The following is a 20514-nucleotide window of genomic DNA, read 5'->3' on the forward strand; positions in this document are numbered from 1 at the left end:
GTCAGCTGCCTCCGTTCAGGAACTGCTGCTGGAGCAGTGCCACGTTAAGTTCGGCGCCGCGCTCGCCGTCGGGCAGGGTGAGCACGGGGTAGGCCTCCACGTTGAGGACCTTGCCGACCATCTTCAGGAAGCGCACGGCCCGGTGGGCGGCCTCCGGCTTGCCCGCGGCCCGTGCGGCGGCACCGACCGGCAGACGCGGGTTGGCACCGCCGACGGCCACGAGGGCGTCGATGACGGCGGCGATCTCCTGGGCCGAGGGGGCGCGGGGCGTGCGCCCGACGCTGACCTTGAACTGGGCGGAGTCGACCACCTTGGCGCCCAGGGTGCTCGGTGCCAGGGCCTCGTCCCCGAACAGTGCGGGCGCCTGGGCGTCAGGGACGCGCTTGGCGGCCCTGCGTCCGCTCCTGCCCGTGGCAGCGGGCGGTGTCCGGGGCGCGGGGGACTCTGTAGCGGTGCTCTCCAGTGCCTGGGTCCACCAGACGGGTTCGAACAGGGACGGGTTGAGCCGGACCCATCCCTTGGGCGCACGTTCGGGCACGGGGAGGAACACCAGCACGGGGATGACCATCTCGGCGGCCGAGAAGCCGCCGTGGTAGCCCTCCTTGCGGTCGGTGTAGCGGATGTCCTCGCGGTAGGGCACCACGAGGCGGCCGTCACCGAACAGGACCCGTTCGCCGGTGGCCACGATCTCGCCGTCCCCGGCCTCACCGGTGCGGTAGCGGGCGGACTCCCCCGCTTGTCCCCTGTGCGACTCCCTGCGGTCCCATACGTGGCCGTGGTCGGAGGTCAGCAGGACGGGGCGGCCCGCCCTGGCCGCGGCGTCGAGCAGGCTGGAGAGTTTTCCGACCTGGGCCAGGGACCAGGTGGGGCTGTCGGTCTCGCGTCCCTTGGCCAGGGCGTCGTCGATGGTGTTGAGGACGACGGCGACCGCGGTGTCGGTGTCGTCCAGGGCGGCCTGCACCTTCAGCGGCAGGTGCAGGCCCGCTCCGGTCTCCAGGTCGCGCTGGTGGTACAGGACGGCCTTGCGTCGGCCGAAGCCGGCCGTATTCCACAGCGCGGTGAAGCCCGCCCGTTCGGTGTCCTGTTTCCCGGTGGTCAGGCGTCCGCTGAGCAGTGAGGCCCGCGAACAGTTGGTGGTGGAAGGAACGGTGGCGAGCGCGCCCTCGCGCCCTGCGGTGTCCTCGGTGCCCCGGCCGATCTCGGCGAGGCGGCCTCGGGCGTTGATCTCCTCGGCGAGCTGGACCGCCACCTCGACGCTCATCCCGTCCAGGACGACGACCAGGGGGGCGCGTTCGACCGCCAGGGGGCGGGCGAAGTGGTCGAGGAGGTTCTCGGATCGCGGTTGGGGGTCGGTGGAGGAGTGTCCGCTGTTCCACCTGTTGACGACGGTGGCGAAGAGGGCGTCGGTCGTGGCACGCCAGCGGCGCACACGGGTGTAGAGGCGTTCCACCGCCTGGTCCAGGGCGGGGATCGCGGTGTGGGAGTGCCAGAGGGCGGAGGCCGCACGGTCCACCCAGCCCGTGTCGTCGACGTGCGCCTGGATCCAGCGCCGCGCGGTGGTGGGCGTTTCCTCGCCCATGGGCCGGTCCGGGGTGGCGGAGGCCATGCGCCGCAGGAGCCGGACGGCGTTGAGCGCGGCCAGGCCCTGGTCGGAGTCCGGGTCGTGGCGGCGGTGCCTGCGCAGTCGTTCCAGTGCGGCCTCCACCTCGCACAGGTCCTGCGGGAATGGAAGGAGGTCGGCGGTGTCGGCCTGGGGATCGCCCAAGGCGAGGTTGATCTGCTGTCCCAGGTCGGCCAGGCGTGCATACAGGCCGGCGTCGAGGAGGCGGCTGGCCCGCGCCACGGGGACGGCGTCGAGTTGGGTGAGGAGTTCCTCGGCCCGGCGGATCGTCTCGGACGCCTGGTCCTGGTCATGGCCGTCGAGCAGGCGCAGCAGTGCGGCGACGCAGGCCAGTCCGAATGCTTCCACGTCCGCGGCCGTGGGCTGGCGGACGCCGAAATAGCGTTCCTGGGCCCTGATCAAGGCGTTGTTGGCGGACTGGTCCTCTCCGGCCGCTCCGGCGAGCTCGGCCAGGGCCAGCCCGACGGGGACCGCGTCCAGGACCAGGTCCCGGTCGAGCAGTCGGAAGAGCACGCGGGGTACGGCTCCCAGGCCTTCCTCCAGTTCGGTGCGGAGCGCGTCCCGCTCGTCCTCGTGCAGGCGGTTGAAGGCGTAGACGGCGTCCGGGTCTCGGCTCCACTCCAGCAGCGCCGCGGCGTCGATCTGTTCACCGGGTTCGCGGCCGAAGCGCACGGAGGCGGCGATGGACAGGGCCTGCTCGAGTTTGAGCACGCCGGCGCCCAGCCGCAGTTGCCGGGTGGCGCGGATCTCGCGGAGGGTGTCGGCGAGCCAGCCCCAGTTGCGCGAGTACAGCCGGGGGTCGATGCCGGTCACCCTGAGGTCGGCGGCGAGCAGTTCCCAGTTGTTGACGCGGACCACGTCCTCGCCCAGGAAGCGGCCCAGAAGCGCCTCCCCGAACTCGTCCGGCTCGCGCGGGGTGAGGATGACGAGGTAGTCGGTGTCCTCCTGGGGACGGCTGAGCTCGCGTACGGCGGCCAGGACGCTGTCGGCGCCGACCACGCGGACCTTCAGGTCGGTGCCGTCGTGGTGGACCGTGATCGTGTCGGGCCCGTCCCAGCGCGGGTCTGCGAACAAGGCGAGAGATCTGGTTCCCGAGGCCGGGCGGCCCTTCTCGACACGCTGCTGGTCGGCCTCGAGCGCCCGGCGCAGGGCTCCGGCGACGGCCTCCTCGTTGACCCGGCCCAGTGCGGGACCGGCCTCGGTGGTACCCCCTGCGGGGGCGGCGGCGGTCACTTGGCCACCCGGATGGTGATCTCGATGGATGTACGCGGGCTGATGCCATGCCTCTTGCGGAGCCTGTCCACGGCGTTGGCCACGTCGCCGTCGGCCTTCACGAGCAGCCAGTCCTTGTCGTCGCTGTCGGGGAGCGGGTCGTCTTCCTCTCCCCCGGTCTTCTGCGGCGGACGGACGATCTTCCCACCCGGATTCCGCACAGGATCCTCGTCCTGGTCTTCTGTCTTGGCCCTGCTGACCAGCAGTGCCACGGCGTCCCGGTTCGCGACGCTGAGCATGTCGGCCAGGTTCTTGCTGTGCGCGTTGTGGCGGGCCGCCTCGCGCAGGTCGGCCAGCGTCTGCCCTGCCTTCTTCGCGTCAGTGCCACCCGTGCCCGCGATCTGTGCAAGGGCGCGCAGCGTGTCCCACTGGGTCGCAGCCAGCGCCTGGGCGAGGTTGTTCGCTCCGTCCATGCCGGCCTTGTACACCGCCCCTTCCTCGGGCAGGTCGGCCTGGCCCAGCAAGCTCACCAGCGCGGTGTCGTCGGTGAGGCCGCGCAGACGCCCCAGTAGGTCGTCGGTGGCACGCGCGGTGCGCAGGCGCGGGGCCTCCTCGTCCAGTCCGAGGATGTCGCTGTGCGCCGTCAGTTCCCTGACCAGGTGCTCCGTGGGCGCCTGCTTGCGCTGGGCCTGTTCCTTGAGCTGTTCGGCCATGCGCTGGACGGCGCGGGCGTTGAGGACGGGCTGACGGGTGAGTCCGAAGACTTTCTCGGCCCGCTCGTTGGCGCGGTCGAAGTCCTCCTGAGAGGGCAGCTCCTGTCGGCGGAGCACGATGTCGTCGCTGAGCTGGCCGAAGCCGACCCCGGTGTAACGCTTGCCCGCACGGATCCAGGCCCGGTCGGACTGGATCGCGTAGACCTGCACGAGCAGGTCCACCACGTCCTCGGGCAGGCCCCGGCCGTCCTCGCGGTCACGGATCCACCGCTTCAGGTCCCTGACCCGGATGTCGGTGGTCTCGGCCTGGTTGAGGCGCGCGTAGTGGTCGAGCCTGCGCACCCACTCGTCGCGCAGCACGAACACCTCGGTGACCTTGGCGATCTCCAACGGGTCGGCGATCCTGCGCAGCGCGGGAAGGTCGGTCTTGGCCGGGGTGTGGTTGTGCAGCTTCTCGGCCTTGGCGGCCTCGACGGCGCTCAGGACCGTGGACAGGTCGGGCCTGCGCACCGGGGTCTTTCCCGTGCCGATGGAGAAGTCGGGGTGCTCGGGGTAGAGGTGGTCCAGGAGTTTGCGCGTGACGCGCTCCAGGGCGGCCGGGAACTGGCTGCCCGCCTCCAGCGGGACGGTCAGCGACGGCGGCAGCGGCTCGATGTGGCGATCGGCGAACGCGTCATAGTCGGTGCTGTCCTGGCCGGTCTCCACCAGCCCGTAGGAGCCGCGCATCAGCCCGCTGATCTGCGCGGTGAGCTGGTTGCACTGGTTGTCGAGCTGGGCACGGGCGTCGCGCCGGTCGTCGCTGCTCCAGTCGGGTGCCTTCTCCTCGATGACGTCGGGCTGGAGGAGGTACTCCATCATCAGGAGGCGACGGGCGTCCTCAAGCCTGCGCGGGGACAGGAACGTGGGCAGCCACACCAGGGTGGCGGGCGGGGTGGCGAACTCCTCGCGCAGCTTGTGGACCCGGTTGCGGTCCTCGGTCGGGGTCTTGCCGTCCTCGTCGAAGGGGTAGTCGAGGACGATCCGTACGGCGTGCGCGTGCTCGGGCTGGAACTCCTCACGGCCCATGTCCTCCGAGCGCACGTTGCCGAAGGTGATCTCGACCAGTCGCTGGGTGCCGCGCCAGACGACGTGGGTGCGCGCGGCGCCCTCGTCCAGGCCCAGTTCCTTCCAGAGCAGGCGCTTGAACAGGTGGCGCAGGGCATGGTCGTTGGCCGCGGAGTAGGCGGTGCGCATCAGCGACTCGGTGTCCACCCGCAGCAGGTTGAGGGAGACCGTGGGATCGGTGGCCTGGTCCCCGACCCGGATCTCGCCGAACTGCGCTGCCATGTCCTTGAAGAACTGGGTGACGGCGGCGACGTCCTGGCCGCTACGGCGGGCCTTGACGATGCCCTGGTTGAGGGCGATGGCCCGGCCGGCGGTGAGATCCTTGAGCGCAGGCACGTGGGGGGTGAGCGCGCTCAGCAGCAGGGTCTTGACCAGCAGGTCCTCTCGCCGGAACGGTGCCCGCACGTCGAGCCCGTGGACCTCGGCCTCGCTGGTCCCGTTGCGGGTGAGCAGCCATTTCCGGACCTTGGTGCGGTAGAAGGTGCGGATCTTGGCGTACTCGACGCTGAACTTGTCGGTGAAGGGGCGTTCCTCGCCGTCGAAGAGGACGTCGAAGACCGCGCCGAGCGGCACCATCTGGCCCACTGGCAGGGTGGAGCGGTGCTGGACCAAGAGCTGCAGCAGGAGTTTGAGCGCGCTGCGCTGGCGCTGGAGTGCCCCGGACAGGTCCACCATGACGTGCAGCAGGGCGGGGCTGAACGGGTAGAGCTTGCGGAAGTCCTCCCAGGTGCTGGTGTCGCCGCCCTCGCTGTCCAGGAGGGCGTCGCGGACCTCGGGGCGGGTGCGGGTCATGCGTTCGAACGCGGCGTCGATCTCGGTCGCGGCGGCGTCGTTACGGGGCCTGATGAGGCGGTGGCGGACCACCTCGGTGAGGTTGGCGTCGGCGAGCTTGATGTGGCCGAAGCGCCCGTCCCAGTAGTTGATGGTCTGGGAGACGCCCTCGGTGCCGCCGCCCAGTCCGACGAGGTCGCGCAGGTCGCGCTGGCGCGGCACGAAGCTGATGATGGGCGCGGGCCGGTGGCTCTGGGAGGACTCGACCAGCTTGGCGATCTTCTGGATCTCGGAGTTGATGCGGCCCTCGTCACCGATGAAGGCGGTGAAGCGCAGGATCAGCTCGTCCAGCAGCAGGATGATGGCGTCACAGCCGAGCTGTTCCCGGGCGTGGCGGCTGATGACGGCCAGGCCCTCGTCCATACCGATGTAAGCGCTGCTGGAGTCGCCGACGGCCTCGGTGAAGCGTTTGAAGGGTCCCGCGATCAGCGCGCTGACGAGGTCGTCGCGCAGCGCGCGGTCGGTGCCGTCTGCGGTCTCGGGGACGACCGCGAAGGCCCGGTCGAGAGTTTCGGGAGTCCAGGCCGCGGGGCCGCCGAAGGCGCCCCAGGATCCGGCGTCCTCGGCTCCCCCTGTGCTCTCGGCCTTGGTCTCACGGGGAGGGAGCTGAGCGATGAACGCCGCGTCACCCTCACGGGCGCGCATGTCACGGGCGTCGGCAAGGAGCCCATCGGCCCGGTAGACGGCGGGGACCGGCGCGTCGGGGTGCTCGGCGCGGACCTGGCGGACGTATCCGCCCAGGACATGCGACTCGATGGACTCCTCGCCGATGAGGTGGCTCTTGACCTCGATGAACTTCTTGTCCCGCAGCCAGCTGTCGTGCTTGGCGACGGTGTCGGCCAGGCCGCGCTTGCCCCGGGCGTCGGGGTGGTGGTCCAGGATCGCGGAGAGCACGGCGAGGAAGTGGCTCTTACCGGCACCGAAGGAACCGTGCAGGTAGCTGGCCTGGGACTTGCCGTCCACGACGGAGGAGCGGATGGTCTCCAGCGCCTGGTCGAAGGACTCGGCGAGCTGGGGAGTGACGACGTACTCGGCGAGGGCCTGGGCCTGGCGGGTCGAGGTGCTCTCGGTGAGCTTGACGACCAGGTCGCCGTCATGGACGGCCTCGGGGATCTCGATGAGGTCGCTGATGACCCTGCTGTTGCCGGCGTCGTCGCCCGGTCCAGGGGGAGGTGTCGCCATCGTCGCCGTGTGCCCTTCTGACTGCTGTGGTGAGGGGACGCGTACCACTTCCGGGAAAGCGCTCCGGAAGGCGGGGATGGTACGCGGTTCCTTCGTATGACCAGGTGCCCAGCCTATGTCGCCGGTCTGAGCTGAACACACCTGTTTCCAGGGTGACCAGAGTGGCCAGATGGCCGGTTCCGGCCCCGGAATAAGGGCTGAAAGACCCTTGCTCTGAGTGCGGCCCCGGGGTGTGGTGCTGCGGGGCCGCACGGGCGTCATGGACGAGGTGCCGCTCCGGTCCGAAGACCGGTGCCGGAGCAGCTCCAGCTCAGGCCTTCTTTCCCCGCGCCGCCGGACGCCAGTCCTTCATCTCCGACTCGGTGATGCCTGTGGTGTTGCGCAGGGTGGTGAGGTCCTCTTCGGCGTGGTCGGCGGGGGTGTCACCGTACTCGTCCTTCTCGCTGTGCCACTGCTTCACCCAGGGCAGTAGTTCGGTGAGCCCGGCCAGGAGGGGGATCATCCGCTCGCGCTGCTCGGCCCAGCCGTCCTGTTCGAGTCGCTCGTGGGCGAGGGTGGCCAGGGCATCGGCCTGCTGTGCATGGTCCCACCCGGCCCAGCCGAGGAGGAGAGAGTGGTCGGAGTCGTTCTCGGCTCCGAGGTAGGAGATGAAGCGCTCCTTGGGCAAGTCGAGCTTGCCCCGGTTGGACCAGTACTCGTTCTTGCGGAAGTCAGCGGAGGTGTACTTGGGTGGGACGGGAATGTCGAGGCGCTTCTCCTTCTCGCCTTCGGCCAGATCGGCGTTGAGGGAGTCCTCCTCTCGCTGGAGATCCCACATGTGCTCCCAGTCCGCGCGCTTGCGCATACCGGGCTCCTTATAGCGGAGCGCGGCGAGGTAGGGAACGTGCTCGGTTTTGACGATGTCCGCGATGACCTGAGCGAAATCCTTGCTGGAGTCGTAGAGCGCGGCGACCTCGGCTGCCTCGGGGAACAGGTCACGCACACGGTTAGCGAGTGCGCGGACCGAGAGCGGTCGGGCGCGCTCGTCACCGTAGTCGTCAGCGGTGAACCACAGGCGCCGGTCCTCGCACTTGTCCAGGAGCCAGGACTTGAGCGCGGCCTGCTGCTTTTTCTCCCAGGGCTCGGACTGCCAGCGACGCTTGAACTCGGGTCGCTCGATTAGACCGATGTTCTTGTCGGACTCGATCAATTCGATGCGCTTGGCCACGATCTGCTTGTAAGGCTCAGGCCAGTGCGCGGGAAGCATACTTATGGGCGTGAACTTGTGATTATGATGACTGAACCACGTGGTGGAAAGTTGACCACTTTCCATCTTTCGCGCCATGACGATAGAAAAGGCCCGCTCACTTGAATCAATATCAGGAACATCAGACACATCCTGAACAATCAGTTCAGAAAATTGAGCATCATCAATGAGCCCATAACGATGGTAGACATCCCAATCGAGTTCTTCCTGGAGAGCAATCATCCGCCGCCGAGTAGCCGAGAATTCGCGCTTTGCTTCACTGAGTCGTTCAGCCGATGGGACCCCAGATCCAGTGACTGCAGAAGGTTCAAAGGATGAGAGTCGCCGAGCAAGGGCATCAAGGTCCTTAGATCGCACCAGCGGCAAACTTTTCGGAATCGGAAAACCCTGAAGCTTCGTCCCAGTAAACTCGAATCGATGCTCCCATGGCTCATCCGCCCCGGCCTGCTCCGCTCCTGGACGCCCCTTGTTGTGGCTCACCTGCTTGAGCCAAAAGCACGCCACCGAAGAATTCAACACTCCCAGCAACTCCAGATAATGATTTTCCGTTGCACCTTGCGGCAGCTTGATTACCGGCGCAGTGCGGATAAAGAAATCTTCACCCGAACGCAGATGGAAGTGATTATGCGTCGCAACAAAGGGGAAAGATATCAAATAATCAGATGCATACCTGTGAGAATTAAAGCTAGAATACTCAAACCAAGACAAGCCTTGCTCTTCTTGCGTTCCAGACAGAGCCCTCCTCTCCCGCAAAAGGACCCCATAAGGCCACAGGTGTGAAAGTTCATGCGCATTAAGATCAGCATTAAGCAAGATTGGATCGTAGGGAAATACAGAATATGAACCACCAGAAACACGCCAATCCCTCACCCCCTCGCCTCCAAACAAACGCCTTATCCTTTCGGATCGAAAATTGGACCGCAGAAGCTTTGGAAGGCCAAGCATATAGACTTCATCCTGGCGCGTCACCGCACCAAAACCAATATTTTCAACTCGCTTTGAAAGCGAAGAACCAGATACCTCCGATATTCGATCAAAGGTGTCCGCTGCCCCACCCCCAGAGAGGCTCCACGGGTGCCTACTCAAAGAAACCCAAGGAAGATCAACTGAGCTGACCCAATTCGACTCGCTTTCAGGAGCATCAACTTGATCGATAATTGATCTCCAGACCAAACCCTCGGAACCCACAGAGGGCCGAGCTGGCTCTCCTCGGATTCCAAGAATGGCCCGAATAATAGACTTGTGACTATTAGGCTTATTTTTCCCAAACAAAATAACTGTCGGCGTCCCGTGGCCAGCAATGTACGCCCCAGACGAGTCAATCACGTGCGTAAGTTTTACCTCATTCCGAAAGAAGTCCTCAATCAACTTCTTTCCGAACTCACGCTTAATGAAAGAGTTTGCTGTGATTTGCCCAACGAACCCTGCCCCCGACTCGTTCGATCCCGAACGCCTCGACAGGTTAAAAAACCGTTCCGCAAATGGGACCGAAAGAGCGTAAGCACCAGAACAAGAAGAGTATCGTTCTCGATATGCTTCCTTTTCTCGCTTATCCTTCACTGTGATATAAGGAGGATTTCCAACAACTACATGATAGCTTTGAGAACCAAGAAGGTCGTACTCAACCGCATACTCATAAAAATCTTCTGTCGAATATCGGTGAGCACCACCCATTCCAGGAAGATGGTCCCTCGCTCCAGGAGCATCACGCCCGTGAAGCAAAGAATCTCCCGTAGCCACAATAATCGGCCAGTAAGGGTTACTCGGCTCCAGACGAGAAATTCCACCTTCCTTCATGGCTACAACAAGAAGGCGGAATCGAGAAATTGCTACAGCAAAGGGATTCTTGTCCACGCCATGCACACTACGCAAACTACGGCTAATCAGGTCATGCTTCGGTGCTCCTGGCTCAGCCTCTCGCCATTTGGCAAGCAGGCGGTGGAAAGCCCCCAGCAGGAAGTGACCCGAACCACAGGTCGGGTCGATCAGACGGAAACCCTTACTGTCTGCTTGGTAGATCCGGTTCCCATCAAGTCCGAACTCCTCCACCGCAGGCTCAAGGGTGTAGTCGAGAATGAACTCCTCGACGAACTCCGGGGTCTGGAGCAGTGCGTAGGTCTTGCGGGTCTCCTCGGACAGGTCCTGGTAGAGATCACCAAGAAAGCGAGTGTTCCACTCACGGTCCGTGAAGTTGTGGACGAGGTGCCCGTCGTCTCCCACAGACCGCCAGAAGTCGATCAGAGCTTTGGCCGCCTGATGGGACGGAGTGACCGTCCACATCGGGTTGTGCTTTTTGTCGAAGAGCCCAGCCATCACTGAGGACACGCTCATCTGCTCGAAGGCGTGCTCCAGCCAGTCACGGTCGGTGCGTTCGAGCGCGTTCGGATTCTCACTGCGGCCCCGAAGAACCCACGCATCCTTCAGCTCTTGGGCCACGCTGTAGCGGTCCTGATCGTCCTTAGGCCCGGCAATGAAGGGCTGTTCCAGGAGGCCGTTGTCTTCGCAGAAGCGGACAAAAACCGTCGCCAGCACCCATGCCACGGCGGCCTGGGTGACCTGACCCTCGCGCCAAGCGCCTTCCGTGGTCGCGGTTCGCTCGGCGTCCCGTGCCCGCTGGTACTCACGCTTCAGGAAGGCATCAAAGGTCTCGGGGGCACCGTTGGGGCCGATGCCCTTGATCGCAGTGGGATCCTCGCTGCGCTCCCGCAGATCTGCCTCCAGCAGACGAACCTGCTTCTGTAGATCCTTCAACAGATGGGCGTGATTGACCACGAGAGCTCCAAGACGACGAGAGGGACTGGGTACCTCTCATTGTCGGGCTTGGAAGCCCCTGTTGGTAACCGAAAGCGCCTAACGATGGTGGCTGTCTTCGGTCTCTCTCGTTGTGGTAGAGCTGTGGCGGTAGTTGCCGCCACGGAAGGCAGCCACCGCCACAGCAGTGCGTGATCAGACCCGGACAGGTATGAGTTCCAGAAGCAGGAGCAGTGCGTCGATGTCAGGGGCCTCGGCCAGGCCCGTCGGGGTGGCGACCCAGTAGGACTGAGTGCTCTCACCGAACCAGAGCACGACGTGCGGGTTGTGGGTCTGAAGCGCTGCGGCCCGAGCGTGCTCACGGGAGAACTCGGCGAGATGGCCACCCAGCCTGGGCAGGCTCTGGGATCGCCGCCTGCGGCACGAAGGATGCTCGCACTCGACACATGCCGGGCCAACCAGCGGACGGCGTCGAGGCCAGCTCAGAGTCGGACTGATGCGGTACATCGGGTCACTGGACGGCCGTGGGCCGGGGATAGGATGCGTCACTGATCCTGCCTTCTTACATCTCGCAGTGTGGATTTCAGGGTTGGTGGGCCCGGGAAGCGTTGCCGCGCTTTCCTGGGCCCTTCTCACGTTCTGGTCCGCGGAGCCGGCCTTCTACGCCAAGAGGTCAGGCCAGATGCTGCCCTCCAGGTCGTAGGCGAGGAAGAACCACACCTTGCGGTAGTTGGGACGCCCGTTGTCTCCCCATTTGGAGGCGAGCGCGTCGATCATGGCCAGGCCCCGCCCGCACTCGGCTCGGGGATCGAGACCGCTCGGGTCGACTGTGAGGTACTTCCGTTCGTGGATATCCAACTTCCGGTGGACGAGCGCTCCGTCATCGCAACAGATGAGCAGCAGACCGTCACGGTGGCGTTCACACAGCAGCGAGTAGGAGCGTCCAGGCAACCCGGACCTGGAGTGCTTCAGCGCGTTCGCGGCCAACTCGTTGCCGAGCAGAGTGAACAGGTACTGGTAGTCGGCGTCTCGCTGGGCGGCGCACGTGTTCAGGTAGGCGCGAACCAGCGGAAGGAACTTGGCGGATGACCCGAAGTCGTAGCGCCGGACCCTGTAGTTGGGACGGTCGGGATGGCCGTTGAAGTAGTGCCGATACAACGGCGGGACCAGGTCAGAGAGCCGGATGGTCACCTCGGGCAACGGGGGCACGGGAGCGATGACGGGCATGACGAACAGACTCCTTGACGTGTGGGAGCGGAACAGGGGTTCGATGTGCCCGCAAGGGTGGACCTTCGTGGTTCCCAGACATCAGGAAGGGGCACCGAGTAGCCTGACCAACACTGACTCACGACACTCCGTGAGGCAGCGGTGACTGGATACGCCACCATCTTCACTCAGAGATTCTCTACAGTCAACATTTACAGAGAATCTCCAGGAAAGTTTGATAGATTGCCTGCATGACGCGCCCCTTCAGCCCCACCATCCGACGACGTCGGCTTGCTCGCATCCTCAGAGACCTGCGCGAGGCCACCGGGGACACTCTCGACACAGCAGCCAAGAAGTCCGGTGTCCCTCGAGCCACTCTCGGCAAGATGGAAACCGCGTCCCTCAAGCGCATCCGCGCATCACATCTTGATGCGCTGGCCAAGCTCTACGAGGTAGACAAGAGCGCTTGGGAGAGCATGCACCAACTCGCCAAAGACGCTGCAGAGCTGGGTTGGTGGTCCAAATACAAGGACGTCTTCAGCACGGCTGGGCTTCCTTCTTTCGAGGTTGAAGCCTCACTCATACGCGTCTACGAAGCTCAGGTGATTCCAGGGCTCCTGCAGACCGCGGACTACACCCGCGCGGTTTTTCTGGGAGCCAACGCCTACTCGGAAGAGCGCATCCAGCGCCATGTGCAAGCTCGGATGGAACGTCAGGAGATTTTGGACCGGCTGCATCCACCAGAGTACGCCGCGGTCATCGACGAGGTTGCTCTCCGACGCCATGCAGGAGGATCGGCTGTCATGCGAAAGCAGTTCCAGCACCTCATCAGCATGGCGACCAGGCCGAACATCGCCATTCAGGTTCTGCCGTTCTCTGCTGGGATGCACGCCGCGAACCTCGGCAGCTTTCAGATCATGGAGTTCCCCGAGCCCAGCGACCCCACCATCGGCTATGCCGAGACGCCAACGTCCACACTGTATGTAGAGAGTTCGGATGAGATACGCCAGTACGATGCGATGTGGCGTGAAGCAAGCAGCGCCGCACTCACCGTGGCCCAGACCATCGATTTCGTTCACGACGTGGTCGAATCGCTAGAGGATTGATCGTGACAGACCCTATGTTCCGGAAGAGCAGCTACAGCGGCGCTGGAGAGAACTGCGTCGAGGTCGCTGACCTGCCCTGCGGTGCAGCCGTCCGGGACTCCAAGAACCCGGCCAAGGGGCACTTCCCCTTCCCCGCAGCCGAGTGGGAGGCCTTCCTCAGCGTCGCCCGCGCAGACTGATCCTCGGCTTGTCCCCCACGTCCGGTGCCTTCACCCACCACGGGTGGGGGCACCGTCGTGCGTCCCCCTGCCCTCTACCTTGGCCGACTGTATTTCCCAGGTCGGAGGGATTTGCTTCCGCTTCCTCCGCGACATCGCCTTCACGTACCGCCACCGGCCTCCCCGACCGGGAGGAGTCCGGCAGCCGAGAGGTGTGTTCTCCGCTTTCCCCCACTGCCAGGGGCCTCCGGAAAGCAGTGCGCCTGGGCGGTACCAGGGTTCCCGCCTCACCCTCGGCCCTGCTTCCGTACCACCACGGTTCCCGCCCACCTGTCGTGCAGGGCCTGTCCACGTGAATCCGCCTGCGCTGCGAGCGACTCGAAGAAAACCACCAACTGCCCCAGGAGCGGGACCGTCTGCGGCAGCCCGAACACCGCGGCCCTGCCCGCCGCCTGTCGGCGACTCAGCCCCCCGCCGTCGGCAGCGCTCACCACCCTGATCCGCAGGAGCATCTTGCCGAAGGTCGCTCCCAGGTGCCGGAGAAAAATCCAGTCGTAGAAGAACAGCAGCACACCCCACCCGAGAAAGAACAGCACCGCGAGGATGTTACCCAGCGCGTCCATGGAACTGTCCGGAGCCGCCAGGACCGCAGCGACCAGCGCCACGGCGAAGACCGCGACCACGGCGAAGAACAGCACCAGCACGTAGTCGATGGTCCGCGCGGCCAGTCGCGCCCCGAAGCCGGCGAACGGCAGAGCGGTGGGCGTCACCGGCGAAATCCCCGGGCCGGGGTCGGGCGCCCGTGGTCCGGGGACCACGGGCCCAGCGGCGGCCCCGCTCGCTGGTCGACGCACCGGTGGTGGGCCAGGAGACACGGGTGGCCTCGGCGCGGTGCCCCCTACCCCGCCGGCCCCGGCCGAGTGCGGTACCGGTGAGGGAACGGGCTCCGCAGGCACCGGCGCGTGCACTACTTCCGCACGGACGGACACCGAGGAGTCCCCAGCCCTGCCCTCGAGCGAGAGGGTTCCCTCCCACTTGCCCGGCCGCGCCGTGTCGACTGACACGTCCAACCCGTCCGGTTCCTCCGCCACGTGGATCCAGGGTTCCAGCGGGTGCGGGACGCACTCGTGTGCCAGGGCGGGGCCGAGGAGCTGGACCCTGCGGTGCGGCTCGGGAGAGTGCTGGACGATGCGACCGAAGTCCAGCAACCCCGGTGAGGGGCGTACCGCCACCTCGTCCAGGGCGTGGGACGCCTCCTCCGCGATCGACCTGATGTCGTTGCGCACCAGCCCGTGGAGCGCCTGGCACGCCACCTCCGCGGTCTCCCTGTCCGCGCTCTGCAAGTGGTCCCGGAGCTCGGAGACCGATCCCCTCCGGGTGAACACGTCGGGACTCGCAACCGCGGACCTCAGCGCCTCTGGCAAGCCCTCCGCATCGGTCCTGCGCCGCTTGCTGTGAGCCAGGTAGACGTCACCCTGCAGTTCGATGCGGCGGCTGGGCGTCTGGTGCGGATTCTCCTGGCGGACCTGGTCGTAGACGTAGTCGTACAGCTCGTTGATCGACACGCGCCCGTCGGCGTCAAGGTCCGCCTCGCCGGAGGCCAGCCCTGCAGCGAGCACCCGGGTGAACACCGAGGGCCGCACCTGCCGGTCGTCGGCCAGATCCGTGCCCTCGAAGGAGTACTCCATGGCGTTGGAGGCGGTGATCACCGCCCACCCGCGCCCGCCGCCGAATCCCTCCGCGGTGAAGGAGTCGAAAACGTTCACGTTCCCGGACGCACGGGTGCCCATGCCCGTCAGGAACGCGCCACCGTAGCAGCAGTCGAGGAAGAGGATGGCGTTGCGCGCCCTCCCCTCGGCCATGCACCTGTGGACGAAGTCCGCGGAGACCGCGGTCGAGGACAGTCTCTGGGGCAGGGTGTCAACGGCGGCGAAGTGGAGTTCCCCGGAGACGTTCTTCATTCCGTGGCACGAGAAGTGCAGGAGAAGCGAGTCTTCCCTGTGCCGGTCGGCGAAGAAGTCCTCCACGCGCCTGCGCAGCGCGTGCACGGGCTCGTTGCGCAGCACTTCGACCTCGAACCCGCCGATCTGCGGATCACGCAGCACCTCGGCCAGGACCACAGCGTCCTGGCCCGGCGACTTCAGGTGCGCCAGGCCGTCGTCCTGGTAGAAGTCGGTGGCGACGATTAGGGCGTGCCGGACGCCGTTCATGGGGTGCTCCCTGCGGAGGAGTGGCGGCCGGCGAAGAGCTCGAACGACCGCGCGGCCTGCTCCGGGGTGGCTTCGGAGATCTCCAGGACGTCACCGTCGATCACCAGCCGGATGGTCGGGCGCTCCCGGCAACGGGCCCTCCAGTTCCTGACGGCGTCGACGACCGTCCGCAGTGCGTTGGCGGACTGGCCCAGTGTGACCAGCAGCGCACCGCCCTGCGCCATGTCCCAACCTCGTGAGCCGGGTGGAGCCTTGCCCCCTCGGGAAGGTACGACGTCGTCCACGTCGAGCTGGAGCAGTTCGCGTCTGAGTTGACGGGTCATCTCGTCCACTCGATCAGGCGGTGACTCGCCCTCCGTGAGCAGGACCCGCAATGACGTGTCCACCGGACCGCCCCTTCCCCGGCGCGGCGTGAAACACTCCGCGCGCGAAACGTCCACTAAATACCAGTTTGCACCCATTTGCAGTCGATGTGAATCCGTCATCGGTATCGAGGCCGCCTGGCACGAGGAAAGCACTCGGCCGAGGCCGACCTCCGGGAGAGTCCGGGCGTGGCTTGCATACAGTCCCAGCCGGTCGAGGCCGGTACTGGGAATCCCTGAGCGCACGGCGATGGTCCTCGTCCTGGACCCCGACAGCTACCTGGTCTCCCCGAGGTCCGCGAGGCCATTCGGGGCTACCAACCCCAGCAGCCCCTTCCTCGCCAAGCGCGAGCAAGTACGCGCGGCTCTCCTGCGGCATCAGGGTCCGGAAGGTGCGCCGCCTTGCCACGCGTGTCAGCTCCTCCGGGGGCATGTCGGCATCCCACAGCCGCAGGGTGCCGTCGGCCGAGCCCGAGGCGACCAGCTGTGATCCCTCGCTCCAGGTGACACTCAGGGCACGGTCACGATGAACACCCACCCTCTTCGGAACAGCGAACCACGGCACGGACTTCGTCAGGCAGCCGGATAGCAGGCACAGCCTCCCGATCATCCGCACTTCGCCTGCCGCCAGACCTCCTACGTCTCCAGATCACCGATCCCGTGCACGCTGCCGGCGGGGAAAGGGCTCCTGCCGTCCTGGCGCAGCAGATCAAGCGCCTTCTCCGGCTCCTCGGTGAACAGCACCACGGCCAGCGAACGGGTCGCTCGCGAGCAGCCGACGTAGAAGAGCCGCCGGGTCCGGTCGACGGCGTAGTCCTTGCCTGCCTCCTCGTTCCTGCGGTCCGTGTCACTGATTTCGCGCAGGCCGAAGAACTTCGCGTAGGAGAAATCGGGGTGACGGCTCCGTTCGGCGTCCACCAGGACCATGACCCGCTCGAACTCGGCCCCCTTCACTCCTTGCTGGGTCTCGTACGGTGACTGGCCGGTGATGTAGTCGCGGTAAGCCCTGACCTGCTCGACCGGGCAGGCGAGGTAGGCGTCCATCACCGCGCGCATGATCTCCGGTTTCTCCCGCGTCGGCGTTTCCGAGTCAGACTCCCCTTCTTCCACGGAAACCCCGTTCAGTCCTTCGGAGCCGACCGCGCGCAACAGGTGGGGACGGATCCGCAGGTCGAACGGGATGAGCTTGGTGTGCACCGCATGGCTCAGTACCTGTCCGACGGTCATCCCACTACCGTGCTTCATGAGGGAGACCAGTTTTTCGGTGTCGTTCTTCACCTCGGTGAGCACATCTGCCGAGTCCTTCCCCTCTAGGAAGCCCCGGAGGCTGGGAGCGGACTCGCGCAGTATCGCCAGCGCTGTCATCCCCTCCTCCAACTCCACCGCCTCGACCAGGGGGAGGATCCGCTTCATGAACGGCGCGAGGCCCCAGTGGGTTCCCTCCCGGAAACCCTCCTTTACCTCCGCGCTCTTGCCCTGGGCGAAGGCCCTGTGCACATCGGCGAACCCCATCCGCTCAGCGGCGAGGCGGTGCTCCAGCACCAGGATCCTGAGATCCGTGCCTTCGGTTCCGGCCCACCACCCGTCGTCCCTCTGACTCCGGGCGAGGAATTCACGGACCCTCGTCACCTGGGCTTCGTCGTCCCCGCTCGAGGGAAGGACGAACAGGTCCGCGAAGCCCGCTTGCGGCTTCCCTCCCGGCTTCCTGCCCGGTATCTGTTGAAGCCCGCCGTCACGCGGTGAGGCCGCACGGATGCCGTTGATGACGTGCAAGACCCGTTCCGGACAGCGCCAGTTCTCCTTCTTCCTGATGGTGGTCCAGCCCGCCCCCTCCTCCCCCTCGATGTTCCCGGCTCCGCCCGTGTAGATCTGCTGCATCGGGTCCCCGAAGAATCCGACACAGACGTTCCCGCGCTCGAGCCGTTCGATGGTCTTGAGCGCGGCAACCACATCGCGGGTGGTGTCCTGGCTCTCGTCGACCAGGATGTAGGGGAAGGACTGCGCGGTCATGGTGGACAGGTTCGGGTACTCCTCGATCAGCCAGGGCACGAGGCGGGTGATGTCGCTGTGGCCGAGCACTCCCCGGTCGAAGTTCCGCCCCGTTTCGTAGGTGAATCGCGGATTCGGGGAGTCCAGCCACGCCAGGGCCTCTTGGGTCTGGTCAGACGGGTTCTTGGCCATGCGCCGGGCGATCTCCTGGCGAACCCACCGTGCTATCGCGCCCTGGAAGGGCTTGGCGATCTCCCACAGGAAGCTGTGGATGGTCGAGACGAAGAAGAGGCTGTCATGGCCGACGTCCTTGCGGATCTCCTCCACCGCAACGTTGGTGTAGGTGATGCAAGCGACCCTGCGCCCCCGGGCACGCAAGTCGGGGCCGTGGACGCGACTGATGTGCCCGAGTGCCTTGACAAGTGAGGTCGTCTTCCCCGACCCGGCTCCGGCAATGACCACGAAGCCCCCCTTGGCCGAGGAGTCCAGGACCCCGCGGATCTCAGTGTCGGCCTGGGTGTCCTTGCGGTGAAGGCGCCCGCTCACAGGTCCGCCTTCCGAGCGAGCTGGGTGTTGAGCCACACCAGGCCTTCGTCGATGTAATGAGGGGTGGTCCACTTCTCCTTTGCGAACAGGTCGAAGAACGTCAGCGCCAGGTTGGTCTTGCCACCGGACAGATTCCGGACGAACTCATGAACCTTCCCTACCACTTCACCCGGCGATATATCACTGTCCAGCCTGAGTGGAATCTCGTCCTTGCCGTTCTTCTCCACCCACGCGAGGTTCTCCAGGATCATGGCGTCCTCGAGGGTCCGCCCACTCGCCGTGCCCGGTACTCCCTGCCACATGAACGCCTGAGGTATCTGATAGGCCACCCGCACCGACGACGAGGCCTCGTCCGTACCGTAGCCGCCGGTCTTTTCCTTCACGGTGGCCGACCACAGCTCCTGCACGCTCTTCTTCTTCGGCAGCCATTGAATGAGTGTCTGATTGTTCGTGACCGCGTCCGGTGTGTCTGCGGTACACGCCTTCCTGTTCTGGCCCGGGTCCACGCTGTCCAGGTCGGTGATGATCAGCGCCGGCAGCCCCAGGAATTCCACCAGGGGATCGAACCTGAAGGCATGGGATCCACCGACCTCCAAGTAGGAGATGTGTGCCCGGGTCAGGCACGACAGGTCCCGGGCATGGTTCTCGATCATCAGCGGCAGCAGAATCCGCTCCGCATCACCTTCGACGAGCACCACCGCGTCGGCGAAGAACAGGTGGCAGTTGGTCAACTTCAGGAAGCGCCGCAGGAAGTTCTTCTCGTCGTTCTCCACGTTCAACCGGGACAGGTCACGCACCTGGGTCGCGGGAGCCCCCGCGATCTCGGTGATACGCCGGAAGTACCTGATGGGTTCGAAGGAGGTGTCGTAGATGATGTTGGGCGAGTGCGTGGTCACGATGATCTGCGTGTGGAAACCCGTCATCGCGTTCTTCCTCACGCGTGCCCTGACGGCGTTCAGGAACGCCTGCTGCAGCTGCGGGTGCATGTGCGCCTCGGGCTCCTCGATCACCACCAGGTGGATGACCGCCCTGTCCTCCTCGGCCGTGGTCCACGCCCGGTGCATACCGATGACCTCGAGGATCATGTAGAGGTAGTTCTTGTAGCCGAGCCCGTTGTAGCGTTCCGGCAGTTCGAGCTGCTTGCCGTCGATACCCGTGGAGGACACGTGGATCGAGGCGCTGTCCATGATGAGGCCGTCGTTGTCGACGCGGCTGCGCACGACCAGACGCAGGTTCGCCAGCCGGTCGTCGGAGCTGTCGTTCAGTTCGTCGAAGGTGTCCTTGAGCTTCTCCTGGAGATAGCCTTCGGCCCCCCGCTCCGACAGCCGCATCGCCTGCAGTGCGGCGTGGTTGACCTCGCCCGGGTCGATGGTGCGCCGCAGGAACTTGGACACGTGCCGTGACAGGTCGAGCCCCTTGGAGGTGGGGTCGTCCGAGAGAAAGCGCTGGGCGTCGACCATGTCCACGCGAACGAGGCTGTCGAGGAAGCGCTGTGCCGCGGTCGGATTGTCGGTGAGTGGACCGACGACGTCCTCGGGCCGGCACCCGTCGCGGTCGAAGCTCTTCGGATCGAGCACGTGGTAGCTCAGCGCGTAGGAATCCCGCAACCTCTTGTCAAGATAGTCGCGCATGCTCTCGGGCCATGGGGAGTACACCCCCTTGGTCCACCTTCTCTTCTCCGACTTAGCCTTCCGCGTGGTGTGCCTCGCCTTCTCTCGAGCCTCCTTGAAGGCCGCTAGGAGCCCCCCGTGACCTTCCTTGGGACCGAACTCGATCCTCAGTGCCACCTGGCCGATGTCCTGGCCCAGGTCCTGGAACGACATCATCTCGATGACGCGGTACCAGTCCTCCTTCTCCACCTCCAGGAGCAGGTCCAGCCGAATCACCGGGAAATCCGCGCCGTCGCCGATGCTGGAGAAGTCGTCCCAGCAACCCGAGTTGAAGTCGTAGAAAGTCAGGTCTCGCGCCTTCTCCACGAAGAACGAACGGAAGATGTGCGTGATCGAGGTCTTGCCGCTGTTGTTCGCCCCGACGCACACGGTCGCGCTCTCATCAAGGTCGATCTTGACCTGGCGCAGACGCCGAAAGTTCTCAACTCGAACGGTCTTGATCCGCATGTACACCTTCGCAGGGTGAGATGGCCGAGCACGCACGAAAACTCGCGCACCACAGAAGAGGAGGAAGAAAATCGAGGAATTCCTACTATGCTACCCCCATCGAACATCCGGCGCGCATAGTTTTGAGTGACATGCACACAAGATCCCAATTCGGACAATG

At 65.2% G+C, this 20514-nt stretch carries 11 protein-coding genes; 2 read left to right on the forward strand and 9 right to left on the reverse strand.

Annotated features, from left to right (window positions below; translation table 11 throughout):
* Window position 1 precedes the first annotated feature (1 nt).
* The 4 genes from pglZ to ACWGL3_RS00125 all read right to left on the reverse strand — a co-directional run bounded on the left by pglZ (window position 2) and on the right by ACWGL3_RS00125 (window position 11887).
* Entirely contained in the window at window positions 2–2854 is a 2853-nt protein-coding gene (gene pglZ / locus ACWGL3_RS00110; RefSeq protein ID WP_452460529.1) for a BREX-2 system phosphatase PglZ, read from the reverse strand.
* Window positions 2851–6663 carry a DUF6079 family protein gene (locus ACWGL3_RS00115; RefSeq protein WP_452460530.1) on the reverse strand — a complete coding sequence of 1271 codons (3813 nt, stop codon included), beginning with the start codon at window positions 6661–6663 and terminating at the stop codon, window positions 2851–2853. The genes pglZ and ACWGL3_RS00115 overlap by 4 nt, the downstream gene beginning before the upstream one ends.
* Window positions 6664–6973: 310 nt before the next feature.
* Entirely contained in the window at window positions 6974–10681 is a 3708-nt protein-coding gene (gene pglX, locus ACWGL3_RS00120) for a BREX-2 system adenine-specific DNA-methyltransferase PglX (RefSeq protein WP_452460531.1), read from the reverse strand.
* Window positions 10682–11320: 639 nt separating this feature from the next.
* Window positions 11321–11887, reverse strand: a complete 567-nt coding sequence (locus ACWGL3_RS00125; RefSeq protein WP_452460532.1) for an ATP-binding protein — start codon at window positions 11885–11887, stop codon at window positions 11321–11323.
* Between the two features lie 230 nt (window positions 11888–12117).
* Between ACWGL3_RS00125 and ACWGL3_RS00130 the strand changes: the two genes are divergently transcribed.
* On the forward strand, window positions 12118–12972 hold the full coding sequence (locus ACWGL3_RS00130) for a DUF5753 domain-containing protein (protein WP_452460533.1): 855 nt from the start codon (window positions 12118–12120) through the stop codon (window positions 12970–12972).
* A 14-nt stretch (window positions 12973–12986) separates the two neighbouring features.
* Window positions 12987–13151 (forward strand): DUF397 domain-containing protein, encoded by a 165-nt coding sequence (locus ACWGL3_RS00135; protein WP_452460611.1) that lies wholly within the window; start codon window positions 12987–12989, stop codon window positions 13149–13151.
* Between the two features lie 266 nt (window positions 13152–13417).
* Here the strand turns inward: ACWGL3_RS00135 and ACWGL3_RS00140 are convergent, their stop codons facing one another.
* The 5 genes from ACWGL3_RS00140 to ACWGL3_RS00160 are packed head-to-tail and all read right to left on the reverse strand — an operon-like array spanning window position 13418 to window position 20354.
* Window positions 13418–15340 carry a caspase, EACC1-associated type gene (locus tag ACWGL3_RS00140; protein WP_452460534.1) on the reverse strand — a complete coding sequence of 641 codons (1923 nt, stop codon included), beginning with the start codon at window positions 15338–15340 and terminating at the stop codon, window positions 13418–13420.
* Window positions 15337–15726, reverse strand: a complete 390-nt coding sequence (locus ACWGL3_RS00145) for an effector-associated constant component EACC1 (RefSeq protein ID WP_452460615.1) — start codon at window positions 15724–15726, stop codon at window positions 15337–15339. Before ACWGL3_RS00145 ends, ACWGL3_RS00140 begins: the two co-directional genes overlap by 4 nt.
* Complete coding sequence (locus ACWGL3_RS00150; RefSeq protein WP_452460535.1) at window positions 15677–16312, reverse strand: WD40 repeat domain-containing protein; 636 nt, start codon at window positions 16310–16312, stop codon at window positions 15677–15679. The genes ACWGL3_RS00145 and ACWGL3_RS00150 overlap by 50 nt, the downstream gene beginning before the upstream one ends.
* Window positions 16313–16338: 26 nt before the next feature.
* Complete coding sequence (locus tag ACWGL3_RS00155; RefSeq protein WP_452460536.1) at window positions 16339–18237, reverse strand: UvrD-helicase domain-containing protein; 1899 nt, start codon at window positions 18235–18237, stop codon at window positions 16339–16341.
* Complete coding sequence (locus ACWGL3_RS00160; protein WP_452460537.1) at window positions 18234–20354, reverse strand: AAA family ATPase; 2121 nt, start codon at window positions 20352–20354, stop codon at window positions 18234–18236. The genes ACWGL3_RS00155 and ACWGL3_RS00160 overlap by 4 nt, the downstream gene beginning before the upstream one ends.
* Window positions 20355–20514: the final 160 nt, after the last annotated feature.

Source organism: Nocardiopsis sp. NPDC055824 (assembly GCF_053616335.1).